This window comes from Dialister sp., from assembly GCF_051885895.1.
GTDB lineage: Bacteria > Bacillota > Negativicutes > Veillonellales > Dialisteraceae > Dialister.
This window is the reverse complement of sequence record NZ_JBJEXP010000039.1, coordinates 1-12,898: the sequence shown is the minus strand read 5'-3', so window position 1 is coordinate 12,898 and position 12,898 is coordinate 1. Positions and strand designations below refer to the sequence as shown.

General features: G+C 48.7%; 11 protein-coding genes. 9 read left to right on the top strand and 2 right to left on the bottom strand.

The genetic code is table 11. The features are described 5' to 3' along the window. Positions 1–90: 90 nt before the first annotated feature. The 5 genes from ACI4N7_RS03725 (at position 91) to ACI4N7_RS03705 (ending at position 6,803) form a co-directional block, all read left to right on the top strand. Complete coding sequence (locus ACI4N7_RS03725) at positions 91–3,267, top strand: DUF3427 domain-containing protein (protein ID WP_439732021.1); 3,177 nt, start codon at positions 91–93, stop codon at positions 3,265–3,267. A 453-nt stretch (positions 3,268–3,720) separates the two neighbouring features. Beyond that, positions 3,721–3,963: a DUF1653 domain-containing protein gene (locus ACI4N7_RS03720; protein ID WP_439732020.1), complete on the top strand. Its 243-nt coding sequence runs from the start codon at positions 3,721–3,723 to the stop codon at positions 3,961–3,963. Beyond that, positions 3,963–4,355: a (deoxy)nucleoside triphosphate pyrophosphohydrolase gene (locus ACI4N7_RS03715; protein WP_439732019.1), complete on the top strand. Its 393-nt coding sequence runs from the start codon at positions 3,963–3,965 to the stop codon at positions 4,353–4,355. The genes ACI4N7_RS03720 and ACI4N7_RS03715 overlap by 1 nt, the downstream gene beginning before the upstream one ends. A 610-nt stretch (positions 4,356–4,965) precedes the next feature. Continuing rightward, the gene (locus ACI4N7_RS03710) at positions 4,966–6,117 is read left to right on the top strand and encodes a hypothetical protein (RefSeq protein ID WP_439732018.1); all 1,152 of its coding nucleotides are present in this window, start codon (positions 4,966–4,968) and stop codon (positions 6,115–6,117) included. A 122-nt stretch (positions 6,118–6,239) separates the two neighbouring features. Continuing rightward, on the top strand, positions 6,240–6,803 hold the full coding sequence (locus ACI4N7_RS03705) for a DUF4236 domain-containing protein (protein WP_439732017.1): 564 nt from the start codon (positions 6,240–6,242) through the stop codon (positions 6,801–6,803). Positions 6,804–7,239: 436 nt separating this feature from the next. Here the strand turns inward: ACI4N7_RS03705 and ACI4N7_RS03700 are convergent, their stop codons facing one another. Together ACI4N7_RS03700 and ACI4N7_RS03695 are read right to left on the bottom strand one after the other, a co-directional pair. Continuing rightward, the gene (locus ACI4N7_RS03700; protein ID WP_439732016.1) at positions 7,240–7,626 is read right to left on the bottom strand and encodes a rhodanese-like domain-containing protein; all 387 of its coding nucleotides are present in this window, start codon (positions 7,624–7,626) and stop codon (positions 7,240–7,242) included. Positions 7,627–7,636: 10 nt separating this feature from the next. Further along, the gene (locus ACI4N7_RS03695) at positions 7,637–8,332 is read right to left on the bottom strand and encodes a hypothetical protein (protein WP_439732015.1); all 696 of its coding nucleotides are present in this window, start codon (positions 8,330–8,332) and stop codon (positions 7,637–7,639) included. A gap of 370 nt (positions 8,333–8,702) precedes the next feature. On the opposite strand from ACI4N7_RS03695, the gene cdaA reads away from it, so the two are divergent. The 4 genes from cdaA to ACI4N7_RS03675 all read left to right on the top strand — a co-directional run. Next, a complete protein-coding gene (gene cdaA / locus ACI4N7_RS03690) occupies positions 8,703–9,527 on the top strand; it encodes a diadenylate cyclase CdaA (RefSeq protein WP_439732014.1) in 825 nt (274 codons plus the stop codon). Next, the gene (locus tag ACI4N7_RS03685) at positions 9,524–10,444 is read left to right on the top strand and encodes a CdaR family protein (RefSeq protein WP_439732013.1); all 921 of its coding nucleotides are present in this window, start codon (positions 9,524–9,526) and stop codon (positions 10,442–10,444) included. Before cdaA ends, ACI4N7_RS03685 begins: the two co-directional genes overlap by 4 nt. A 198-nt stretch (positions 10,445–10,642) precedes the next feature. After that, a complete protein-coding gene (gene glmM, locus ACI4N7_RS03680; RefSeq protein ID WP_439732012.1) occupies positions 10,643–11,992 on the top strand; it encodes a phosphoglucosamine mutase in 1,350 nt (449 codons plus the stop codon). A gap of 373 nt (positions 11,993–12,365) precedes the next feature. After that, the coding region (locus ACI4N7_RS03675) for a TonB-dependent receptor (RefSeq protein ID WP_439732011.1) at positions 12,366–12,898 on the top strand (533 nt) is incomplete at its 3' end.

The window sequence follows — 12,898 nt, the reverse complement described above, 5'->3', positions numbered from 1 at the left end:
CTTTGTATAATAAAAACAGAAGAATATACCTTTATGGTTTCCCAGGCTGCCCTGGTATAATACAGGTAGTAATTACAAGGGGGTTCTCCTATGGCTGATATTTTGGATTTAAAAGACGGAGTGTATGAGAAAGTCATTTCCAGGGACTTTGACCAAAAGCTGACACAGGCTCTGGCGAAGAAGGAAGTATGGGCAGACCGGGAGGATGTGGATGCGCAGGAAGCCGTGGGCTATTTGTCGTCCTATCTGGAAAAGCTGATTCGCCTCTGCCTGAAAGATATAGCCGATGAGGATCATGATCATGGTGTGAATGATGAGCTGGCTCTGACCAATGAACTGGTGGACCGTCTGGCGGCCCGTATAGCCGGGCTGGGTAAGGGCCATGATGTGACGGCAGAGCAGTTTATTCTGAAGTCTCTGGAGCATCGGGCAAACAAGATTGCCCGGAGAAAATGGGATCCGCCGGCTACTTCGCTGGTGAATTCTTTTCTCTTTACCAATTCCAGAAATGACGTGTCCATGATTCATGAGCTGAACCGGGAAATCATGACATCTGACCGAATTGACATGCTGATTTCCTTCATCCGTTTTTCCGGACTGTCACTGATACTGCCCTATCTGCGCCAATTTACGGCAGGCGGCGGTCATCTGCGGGTGGTAACCACTACCTACATGGGAGCTACGGATCCCAAGGCGGTGAAAGTGCTGGCCGAACTGCCCAATACGGAGGTACGGATTTCCTATAACGTAAAGGAAACAAGGCTGCATGCGAAGTCCTATATGTTTTACCGTGACAGCGGTTTTTCCACCGCTTATGTAGGCTCCTCCAACCTGTCCCGCGCCGCCATTGCAGACGGTATGGAATGGAATATGAAGGTGACAGAGCAGGATCTGCCGGGCATTATTGCCAAGATGAAGGCCACTTTTGAAACCTACTGGCACTCTGATGAATTCCAGCCGTTCCATACTTCTGATTATGATAAGCTGAGCCAGGCCATTGACCGGGAAAGGGGAAGAAAAGAAGGGGACAGTGATACACACTATTCCTTTGACATTGAGCCCTATCCGTATCAGCAGGCAGTGCTGGATGCCCTCCGCACGGAGCGGCTGGGGAAGAACCGCTGGTATAATCTGGTGGTAGCGGCTACCGGTACGGGGAAAACGGCCATATCAGCTTTTGACTACCGTAATTTTTATTATAGCCGCAAGGGAGGTGCGAAACTTCTTTTCATTGCCCACAGAGAAGAAATCCTGAAGCAGAGTATTTCCTGTTTCCGTCAGGTCATGAAGGATCCGAACTTTGGTGAGCTGGCGGTAGGGAATTATCATGCTGCCCACAGTGAGCATCTTTTTATGTCTATTCAGACCTTCAACAGTCAGAGATTTTGGGAAAAGATGGATCCCCATTACTATGACATGATTATTGTGGACGAATTCCATCATGCGGCAGCTCGAGGATATCAGCGGCTTCTGACCTGGTTTCATCCGAAAATTCTTCTGGGGCTCACTGCTACGCCGGAAAGAATGGATGGAAAAAGCATTCTGCCCTATTTCGGCGGTCATATTGCGGCAGAAATTCGTCTGCCTGATGCCATTGAGCGGCGCCTTCTCTGTCCCTTCCATTATTTCGGCGTAAATGATCCGGTAAGTCTTTCCAATATCAAGTGGACCGGCGGCCATTATGATATAGAAGAACTGGAAAACGTATATACCGGAGAAGGTGCCTTAGCCAGCCAGCGTGCCGGTGCTGTCTGCCGGGCATTAGAGCAGTACACCGCGGACCTGCGGGATGTCAAGGCTTTAGGATTCTGCGTTTCCAAGAAGCATGCCCATTATATGGCTGACTATTTCAACAGGCAGGGAATCAAGGCCCTGGCCCTTGATGCAGACAGCCCGAAGGATGTGAGAAATGCAGCCAGACAGAAATTGGAAAGCGGAGACATCACGATTATATTTGTGGTGGATCTCTTTAATGAAGGCGTAGATATTCCGGCGGTAAATACGGTGCTCTTCCTTCGGCCTACCAATTCGATGACCATTTTCCTGCAGCAGCTGGGCCGCGGGCTTCGCCTTTTTCCACAGAAGGACTGCCTGACGGTGCTGGATTTCGTAGCCCAGGCCAATCGGAAATATGACTTCGCCTCCCGCTATGCTGCCCTTTTGGGTAAACGCCATGTGGTCATAAAAAAAGAAATTCAGGACGGCTTTCCCCATGTGCCTAAGGGCTGTTCCATTCAGATGGAGGAAATTGCTGCCCGCCATGTATTGGAAAATATCAACAGCCGTCTCAGAAAAAATGAATTCTACATAGAAATGGTGAAAGAACTGGCTTCTGCATCCGGGACCATTCCTACACTGGAAGAATTTTTCCAGGCTGCAGCCATAGATCCTCATACCTTTTACAACGAAAAGCATACCTATGCGCGGCTGCTGGCGGATGCCGGACTCATTCCCGATTTCCCCGTAACGGAAGAGGAAGAGGTTCTCCGGAAAGGTCTGCCCCGGGTGCTTTCCATGGACTCGCCGAAATGGATTTCCTTCATGGAAAGCTGCTATGACCACATGAAGGATCATTTTAATGAAATCGAGAAAAAATACCTCCGTATGTGGCAGCTCACCCTCTATCCGGAAGGAGGTAAATGGACCTGTAACACACCGGAGGAAGCGGTGCTCCGTTTCAAAAAACAGAAAGAATTAACAAAGGAAATCAAGTCGCTCCTTCAGTGGCAGTATAACCATATCGACATTATTCCTGAAGCAGCCGGTCTTCCTTACGACACACCGCTGGAGGTTTACTGCAATTACAGCAGGGATCAGCTCTTCGCCGCTCTGGGCTTTGCCAAGCCGGGAAACATTCGGGAAGGTGTGAAATACCTGAACCGTGAAAACAGCGATGTAGTCACTGTACCTACCGACGTATTTCTGGTAACCCTTAATAAATCGGAAAAAGAATTTTCCGACACGACCCTCTACGAAGACTACTCCATGGATAAATCAACCTTCCATTGGCAGAGTCAGAGTACCACCACGCCGGAATCCAAGACCGGTCAGCGCTACATTCATCAGCGGGACAACGGTACCATCGTCCTTCTTTTTGTCCGCAGTGCCAAGCAGGATGCTTATAAATCTTCCATGTCCTATACCTTCCTGGGGCCAGCTCAACTTATGAGGTGGGAGGGCTCCCAGCCAATCACTATCATCTACCATCTGGACCACCCCATCCCTGCCAAATACATTACCAAGACAGACAGCGCAGGAGTGCTGTAAGGGAAATAGTCACTGTGTGTAAATCGCAGTACCAACGCTTTCCTGGGGAAGGAGGCTGTCAGATACGGTACATGTCGACTCATCAGTCTCCTTACGGTCAAGCGATTAAAAGGAAGCCCTTACTTAATTCTCGCTGCCCTTTGAGGGGCCATAAGGTGTACGGGGCATAGCATGATGATATTACTCATTGCAGCTACTGGGTACATGCCATTAGTGCCTCATAAGCTGATCAATACCAGTCGGCGGGGAGAGCAGCCAAATGACGATAAATCCACCTGCCGCCCTGTCATTTCGAGCGGAGGAACAAGTCGATTTGAATCCCTCTTATGATGAAGCTAGTGAAACGGAGTCGAGAAATCTCCCCGCACTACGCAAAGAATACATTATGTGATTTCCAATTCTTCCACTCAAACCTCAAACTTCAAATCTCTATTTTTCCCAAAGGAGCCCATCATGAGAGATAATCCAAAAGCCGGAGAAATCTGGCATCATTTCAAAAATCATGACTATGAAATCATAGCCGTGGCCACCCATACAGAAACAAGAGAAAAACTGGTGGTATACAAAGCCTTTTACGGAGACCGTGGTATCTATGCCCGGCCTCTTGCCATGTTCATGTCGGAAGTGGACCATGAAAAATATCCTGATGTCAAACAGCATTATCGTTTTGAAAAGAAAAGCCCGGTGATAGACTGATGAAAACGATTCATGTGGCGGCAGCAGTGATTGTCGAAAAGGGTAAAGTATTCGCCGCCTGCCGGGGATATGGCGAATTTCAGGGCCGCTGGGAATTTCCCGGAGGGAAAATAGAAAAAGGGGAAAAGCCGGAAGAAGCGATTAGAAGAGAAATCAAGGAAGAACTGGCAGCAGATATTGCAGTAGATACCTTCCTGGGAACAGTTGACTATGACTATCCCGATTTCCATCTCACCATGGAGTGCTTCCTCTGTCACGTGGTGGGCGGAACACTTACCATTCTGGAACATTCCGCCTTCCGATGGGTGAAAAGGGAAGAACTGGATACAATCGCCTGGCTTGGTGCGGACAGAATAGCGGTGCAGTGGGTGAAGGGACTGAAATCTTTTTGATATAGACCACCAAAGAAGGGAATGATACATATAGAAAAGTTCCATGTCTGCAGTTCAGATAATCTATATTCAGAAAATCCCCGCCGCAAAAAGGCGATAGAAAGCCCATCCGGTGGGACTTTCCAGGCCTGCTGTGAATAAAGTATCCCCAAACATAGAGACGAATAGGCAAAATTCAAAAAAGTCTCTTATTCATTTGGATGAATAAGAGACTTTTTTTAGAATGCGTAATTTAAAAATATAGAAGGTAAAACTGACAGGAAAAGCTGATGATCAAGATTTCTATGGCTCATAATCGCTGCTTTTTTTACATATGAGCACTATCGTCCTCTGCTATATTAGCTCTTTCTTGAAATTTTCCCTGCTAAGTTGTATTCATCGGCAATGAGGCGCAAAAAGATATGCCATGAGATTATTCACTTTGCTCAGAATGACCGTGAAGAAGTGACACCTGATGCCTAAAAATCTGAATAATAACCGTCTATTTCTATTATTGGTAAGAAGGTTCTCTTTATTGTCAATTTCTGTCATGCCAATGAGTATAATCAAGATAAAAGGGAATCTGCGGTTTTCGTAATATTTTTTTATGCGGCGGAAAGGAGGAAGCATCATGGACAGATATGGAGTAGATACATCTATGCTTCGGGGGCCGGTGGTGAAGGTGGTGCTGCTGTCCGGGCCTCTTGGCGGACCGCGGGTAAGGGTGTCCGGTGAGGAAGAAGAGCAGCGGCTTACTCTTTCGGAAAAGGGCGGGGCCTGGCTTACGCGGTATTATGCCATGAAGGATGGTTACGACTGGCAGGAGCGGTCGGTGCGGGAAAGACTGCATGCGGATCGGGAGACGGTACGTACTTTGATTGAGGCAGTGGTAGAAAGCCTGACTCATCTGGACTGTGGGATGGCCTGCGATGCAGGAAACTGGGAGCTGATCCTGGAGGATGATCAGGACAATAAGTGCAGGGCCTATGGCTCTGTAATTCCTGACTGCATGGCGGAACTTTCTGAGTTCATCAGGGAGAAGCTGGGACGGTGGGATCTGTTTCTTTTTAATGGACCGGATTATGATCAGGTGGACCGGCTGGAGTTTGATCTGGAGCAGAAAAAGGAAATCAGGCATCACAGTAAAACCCCTGATGAAAAGAGGCATGAGAGCCGGGATTATCATGAGAAAATGATTATAGACCGGGCTTCGGAAACAGTAGAGTATGAGCGGCAGTTTTCTCCGGATTGTGATGTGAAGACCAGGTATCACCTGGGGAAGGCTGTTTCTTCTTTTCTGGATGGGCTTTCACCTTCTATTTTTTCCTTTGTAGAAGGGAATCCAAAGGATGTGTGTGAAAATCCCCTGAGATCCGGTGTGTATCAAATTGTGCTCACCATGCAGAAGAGCAGGAAGCGTGAAATACGAGGGACCTACGATAAGAAAGGGCTGCCCGTAGACTGGCCGTCCTTTGCGGAGAAGCTCTTCCGGTTTCTTGATTTCTATGAACTGAAAGAGATCTTTAACCAAAGGGCTTATGGAAAGGTCCGGCGCAGGAAGGGAGAGCTCATTTTCTGCGCTGTTTCTTTTGAGGAAGGCGGACAGAGGTACTGGTATATGGCAGACAGTGATGACTATGAGGAGGGGGATTTCGTTCAGATCCCGGCAGGAGAGGATAATCATCTGTCTTTTGGCCGGGTGGAGCTGGTGAAATATTGCCGGCCCGAGCAGGCCCCCTACCCTTTGGATAAGGTAAAGCGTATTATAAGGAAAGAGGAATAGGGAACCATGGAAATGTCATATACAAAATAGATTGAAAAGGACGCAGCGGAAAATGATGGCAGTACCTGCAGCGGAATGGCATCCCGGGTTTCAAAGCAGTTCATTACAGGGAGGAGACCGGTATGGGGTTCAGATTTCAAAAAAGAATTAAAATACTGCCTGGAGTGACGGTGAATCTGGGAAAGCGGGGAATCAGCACATCCATCGGTGTACGAGGGGCCCGGATCAATTTAGGAAAAAGAGGGGTGCGTACCACGCTGGGCATTCCCGGGACGGGAATTTCCTATTCCAAGTATGAACGGTATGGAAAATCCGGCATAGTTCGCAGAAGTCAGTTGCCAAAGCCCTATTTGACAGAGTGCCCGTACTGTGGACATCACTTACGAAAATACTGGGAACGGTGTCCGAAATGCCATGCACTGCTTCAGCAGGAAAGTCCGGCCCCTGTGGTGGAGCCTGCACCGGAAATCTTCATCTGCCCTCACTGCGGCGGGCAGATAAGAAGCCGGGGGAAGGTTAATTTCTGCCCACTCTGTGGAAGTCCTTTGCGGAAAGAGGAAACTTCTCTGCCACAAGAAGGTATTCCTCCGCTGCCCACGCCAAAAGCTGAAAGCAGTACTCATATAGGAATCTGGATTGTTGTTATCTTTTTTGTGTTCTGCCTTATTCTGGGACTAATGATGTAGGAGGACAGGAGGCATTATGGAAGCAGAATATAAGAAAAATAAAAGAAAATGTCCCCGGTGCGGTTCTATACGGATAGTGCCTATATTCTATGGGCTGCCCGGAGAAGAGGCACTTCGTCTCATCGAGGAGAGGAAAGCGATTATGGGCGGATGTGTTCTGTCACATGAAAGTCCCCGGTATGCATGCATGGACTGCGGCTGCAGGTGGTAGGAAGTTTGGAAAGCAGCGCTGGATTTTATACGCCTTATATTCAATACCTGGATATAAGTGATTTTATATGACCGGCTGCTTATGTCATGGCGGACTGCACAGGATTATCATGATTCTGCGAAGCAAAATTCAATAAGGGGCCAGTATCGCTTAACAGATAAAAAAACGGAGCTTTCTGCGGAATAGGGCAGAAAGCTCCGTTTTTTATGCGAAAAGGGCAGTTGTTTATTTTTCAACTTCATAGGGCCAGTCCAGAATACCGCCCATGTCCCGGACGTCTGAATAGCCCAGTTCTACCAGCTTCATGGCAGCTTTTTTGCTGCGCACACCGGAACGGCAGTAGACGATCAGGGGCTTTTTCTTGTTCGGCAGTTTGGCAGTGACAGTGCTGTCGATGGTGCCGAGAGGAATGAGGCGGGCACCGGGGATGTGGCCTGTTTTGTATTCCCCTTCCTCTCGAACGTCTATCAGGATGATATCTTCTTTTTTCATCATTTCATGGGCTTCTGCCGGAGTGATTTTATGGTAGGCATCGGAGGCAGAAGGCGTGCAGCCTCCGAGAAATACGATGGGGATGAGCAGTGCAAAGCATAAAAAGATGGCGTGATGCATGATGACCTCCTCAGGAATGGCGGCTGAAGGAAAAGAAATTTTTCACCTTCTGCCAGAATGTGTGAATCTTTGAAATTTTTACCGGTGCTTTGGGGGCCTGGGCAATTTTTGCCTGACGGATGAGCTCCATGTTCCGGTGAGGCGTACGAGTAACAATACGGGGCGGCGGGGTAAAGGTCTTTTCCGGCGTCCGTTTTTCCGCTCTCATAGAAGGCAGAGCAGAATGGGCTGCATGGATGGTACGTTTCTGATGGCTTCTGTCCACGACTTTAAAGGTAATTTCCTGCTTTCCTACAGAGACGGCAGGAGAAGGAGCCTTGGGACTGTCATCGGAAATGATCTGTCCTGTTTTCATGTCAAATTTGGCAAATCCTGCTTTGGCGCTGAAAGGATTTTCATCAAAATCGTGAAGATGGGAGGATCCCTGGTCCATCTGGATGATGTTCTGCGGTTCCTTTCCCTCTGCTTTGGCTTTTCGAGCTTCTTCCCGTTTCAGCTGGGTGATCATGCGATTCCTGGCCCGATTGTCAAAGGCCGGTTCTTCCGTGGCCCAGAAACCGGACTGCTGGATATTTCTCTTGTCCAGATCATAGGAAATCCGGGCGCCGCAGCGGGTGCAGCGGACGGTGCCTTTCCGCTTTTTTACGTCTAAATCAAACAAAGTCAGCTTCTGCCCGCAGGCATGGCAGATCAAAGTAAATGCCATAATCAAAGACCTCCTCTATATTAAGTATAATGGGGAGCGGGAAAATGGTAAAGGGGCCGCCTGGGGCAGGCGGGTTCAGATGGTGCAAAGGATAGCGGCGGGCGCCTTTTAAATTGTATAAAGTGCCTTTCAGGATAAAACCATACACTCGGAGAGTCGACAGTCCGGCTGTATGGTTTTTCATTCCATGAAGCGGGATTTTAAAATTTATCGCCCGTAAGGACGATACTGCCCCTTGAACCCTCTGAACCTGCTGAACCCTCTGAAATCTCATTTCCTTTCTATTCCTTTTCATGCTAAAATAAAAATATTCATATATATTGTTGTAAGACCGGGGAACCGGCTTGAAATAAAAGGAGATATGGCTTACATGTTCGGACAGATACAGGGCCTTTTTATGACGATGAGACTCTGGGATATTCTGGATATCCTGGTGGTTGCTTTTTTTCTATATCGTATTTATATATTGATCCGTGATACCCGGGCAACGGCTCTTTTGAAGGGGCTGGTTTTTCTGGGGATTTTTACGGTGATTGCCGGATGGCTGCAGCTGCATGTGGTCAGCTGGATCCTGGACAAGCTCATGACGGTGCTTATCGTAGCACTGCCTGTCGTATTCCAGCCGGAGCTTCGCCGGGCGCTGGAACAGATCGGGCGGGGCAAGTTTTATGTTTCTTCCCGTGTCATGAATGAGGTGGAATGGGATCATGTCATTGATGATGTGGTAGCTGCCACCATGACCATGTCCGCCAATAAAATCGGTGCACTGATTGTATTTGAAAGAAGTGTGGGTCTGGATGACCGCATTGATACAGGGATCCGCATTGAGGGGCTGGTTTCCAAGGAACTTCTGGGAAATATTTTCATTGTGAATACGCCGCTTCATGACGGAGCCGTTATTATCCGGGAGAACCGGGTTATGGCGGCAGGCTGCCTCCTGCCTTTGACCAGGGATCATAATCTCTCCACGGAGCTTGGCACAAGGCACAGAGCGGCTATCGGCATGTCCGAGCAGGCGGACTGCGTCATCGTGGTGGTCAGTGAGGAAACGGGCATTGTGTCCTATACTTACGGCGGCCATATTTACCGCGGCCAGGATGCAGAAAGTCTGAAGAATATCCTCCGGAACTATCTGGTCACCAGCAAGCCGAAGGGGGTCAGCGATGTGCTGCAGAAATGGAGGCCTTTGAAATGAAATATACGAGAGTTGAATGGTGGCTTCCTAAACTTCTCTGCCTTATCGCAGCCTGCGCGCTGTGGGTGTATGTGATGAATGAGCAGAATCCCCAGGTGGAGAATACCTATACAGTACCGGTGGAAACAAGAAATCTGGACCGCTCTCTGGTAGCTACGAATGTGCCTTCCACAGTGAAGGTGAAGGTACGCATGTCCAGAAGCGATATGATTTATATGAGAACCGATAATATCAAGGCCTATGTGGATCTGGCAGGCATGACGGACGGCGATTACCCCAATACGCCGATTCTGGTGTCTGTGCCGGGAGATGAATCGGTCATTTCCGTTACGCCTAAAACCTTTGATCTGAATGTGGATACCTATGCAGTGAAGACACTGCCTGCCAATGTGCAGATTTTCGGGACACCGGAGAACAATTTCTCCGTAGAGAGCAATAAAGTCACTCCCGATACCATTACCATTGCCGGCAGCTCCACCATGGTTGCCAAAGCGGACAGAGCGGTGGTGTCTGTCAATATTGCAGGCAAGGAAAAGAGCTTTGCCGAATTTGACAGTGTCAATATTCTGGATGCCGATGGCAATACGGTTACCGGTCTGGACGTTATGCCCAGCCAGGTCAAAGTGGCGGTAAAAATGAAGGAGCAGACCAAGCTGGGAAATCTCCCCATCAAAGCGGAGACAAAGGGAGAACCGGCCAAAGGATACAAGGTAGGGAAGATTACCGTATCGCCTGCGGTAGAAACACTGACGGCGCCGATTTCCTACTTTGAAAAGAACCGCACCCTGGATCTGGACCCCATTGATGTGACAGGAGCCACTCAGGACATCCACCAGGTGGTGACAGTCAATACGCCGCCCGGCGGCAGCGTAGCTGTTCCCAAAGTGGTAGTTACGATAGAAATAGAGAAGGATTAAAGAATGCGGAATGCCCGTGCAGGGGCGCACGGATCGATTCCGGATATCCGATTTCCTGTGCATTTCTATCGGATGGCTCTTTGCAGATTGGAAGCAGGAATCAGTGATTCGATCTGCATAGATGACGAAACTTGACGAAAACCCTCTTTAGATGTATGATTTGAAAGTTATTTCAAGAAAAATATGGGAGGAATATCAATGGTTACATTATTTGGTACAGATGGTGTACGCGGACTGGTCAATTCGACCCTCATGCCTGAGCTGGCCTACCAGCTGGGAAGAGCAGCGGGTGCTTATTTCTGCAAGACGAAGGGTGAGCACCGCTTCCTTATCGGTATGGATACCCGCATTTCCGGTTCCATGCTGACGGCAGCTCTTTCTGCGGGCCTCTGCGCATCCGGTGTCAATGTGGATCTGGTGGGTGTCATTCCCACGCCGGGCGTAGCATATCTGACCAAAACGGAGGGATATGATGCAGGGGTTGTGATTTCCGCATCCCACAATCCTTTCCCCGACAACGGTATCAAGTTTTTCGACCGGAACGGGTACAAGCTGCCGGACAAAACAGAGGAAGAAATTGAAAATATTCTCCGCCACGATGAGGAAATCGTTCGTCCTACGGGAGACGGCATCGGCGTGATTCGGGACTGCCCGGAACTGTCTGAAAAGTATAGAGCTTATGTGAAATCTACAGTAGATGGCGATTTCAAGGGTATGAAAATTGTGACCGACTCTGCCAATGGCGCAGCCAGCCGTTTCCTCCCCGGCATCCTGTCCGCACTGGGAGCAGAAGTTATTCCGATTTTCAATGAACCGAATGGAGTCAATATCAACAATGGCTGCGGTTCTACCCATATCGAAGCGCTGCAGAAGAAAGTAGTGGAAGCAGGGGCTGACTGCGGCATTGCCAATGATGGTGATGCAGACCGCTGCCTCTTTGTTGATGAAAAGGGCAATGTCCTTGACGGCGACCATCTCATGTTGATTAATGCGCTGCAGATGAAAAAGGAAGGCCGTCTCAATGACAATATGGTAGTAGGCACTGTCATGAGCAACCTGGGCTTCGGCAAAGCACTGAAGAAGTACGGATGCCAGACCGTATCCACAAAAGTGGGCGACCGCTATGTACTGGAAGAAATGCTGAAGCACAACTATTCCATCGGCGGTGAGCAGTCCGGCCATATTATTTTCCCGGAATTCAATACCACCGGTGACGGTTTGATTACTGCCGTGCAGACACTGCGGGTGCTTCGTGAAAACGGGAAGAAGCTGTCTGAACTGAACAGTCTCATGACCACCTATCCACAGATTCTGAAAAATGTGGAAGTATACAGCAAGAATGGCTGGGAAGACAACGAACTTATCCAGGATTCCATCAAGGCAGGAGAAGAAGAACTGGGGGCCGACGGCCGTATTCTGGTCCGTGCTTCCGGTACAGAACCGCTTATCCGCGTCATGGGCGAAGGAAAAGAACTGAACCAGCTGGAACGAATCGTAGACGATATTGCTTCCGTAGTGGAACATGAACTGGGCGTTGAAAACAACTGAACAGAATAAAATAGAAAGCACTGCTCTGCATAAGAGCAGTGCTTTTTGATTGGAAGCCGCTTTGTATGACAAATCTGGCAGGCGTGAATGTTCAAAGGGTGGTGGCGGGCGCTCAGCCGCTTCGCGGCTGGTATTAAAGATTAGGATGGGGGATAGCAGTTGGCATGGCTGCGTTTTCCTGTATTCTCGAATCCTCTGAATCTTATGGATTTCATGAATATTTTTAACTTTTCCAAGCAGCATCTGAATATTAACTTTGAAAACTTGAACAAGGGTATATAATAATATAAGTAAATAGTAAGAAAATTAAAGCAGAGAAATTAATTTTTATATAGATCTACTATTTGCCAATATATTACAGGGGGAATGGATAATGACATCAAAATCAAGGAAAACCGCGGTTCTGCTTGCACTGCTGGCTCTGGCAGGGGCCGGAACGGCAGGAGCGGAAACACCGGTATATACATTAAAAGGCATCACCGTCACGGCAAACCGTCAGGCAGAGAGGCTGCAGGATGTGCCGGCCAATGTACAGGTAGTGACGGAAAAGGATATTCAGAAGAGGAATGTCCAGAATGCGGCTCAGGCAGTGGCTATGGCCACCGGCGTATCGGCATCTCAGTCCGTAGAAGGAACCGTAAATCTGAGGGGCTACAGTTCCAAGAATGTGCTGGTGCTGGTAGATGGTCAGCCTATGAATACAGCCTGGAACGGGGATGTGGACTGGAATATGATTCCGGTGGAAAACATCCGCAAGATTGAAGTCGTTTCCGGCGGACAGTCTGCCCTTTACGGCGGCCGCGCCGTAGGCGGGGTCATCAACATTATGACAAAGACCCAGAAACAGGATGGAGTCCATGGTTCTGCTACGGTGAGCTATGGCAGCAATGCCACAGTAAACCAGGG

Coding starts and splice junctions, on each gene's coding strand:
- ACI4N7_RS03725 (WP_439732021.1), top strand. CDS start 91: ATGGCTGATATTTTGGATTTAAAAGACGGAGTGTATGAGAAAGTCATT.
- ACI4N7_RS03720 (WP_439732020.1), top strand. CDS start 3,721: ATGAGAGATAATCCAAAAGCCGGAGAAATCTGGCATCATTTCAAAAAT.
- ACI4N7_RS03715 (WP_439732019.1), top strand. CDS start 3,963: ATGAAAACGATTCATGTGGCGGCAGCAGTGATTGTCGAAAAGGGTAAA.
- ACI4N7_RS03710 (WP_439732018.1), top strand. CDS start 4,966: ATGGACAGATATGGAGTAGATACATCTATGCTTCGGGGGCCGGTGGTG.
- ACI4N7_RS03705 (WP_439732017.1), top strand. CDS start 6,240: ATGGGGTTCAGATTTCAAAAAAGAATTAAAATACTGCCTGGAGTGACG.
- ACI4N7_RS03700 (WP_439732016.1), bottom strand. CDS start 7,626: ATGCATCACGCCATCTTTTTATGCTTTGCACTGCTCATCCCCATCGTA.
- ACI4N7_RS03695 (WP_439732015.1), bottom strand. CDS start 8,332: ATGGCATTTACTTTGATCTGCCATGCCTGCGGGCAGAAGCTGACTTTG.
- cdaA (WP_439732014.1), top strand. CDS start 8,703: ATGTTCGGACAGATACAGGGCCTTTTTATGACGATGAGACTCTGGGAT.
- ACI4N7_RS03685 (WP_439732013.1), top strand. CDS start 9,524: ATGAAATATACGAGAGTTGAATGGTGGCTTCCTAAACTTCTCTGCCTT.
- glmM (WP_439732012.1), top strand. CDS start 10,643: ATGGTTACATTATTTGGTACAGATGGTGTACGCGGACTGGTCAATTCG.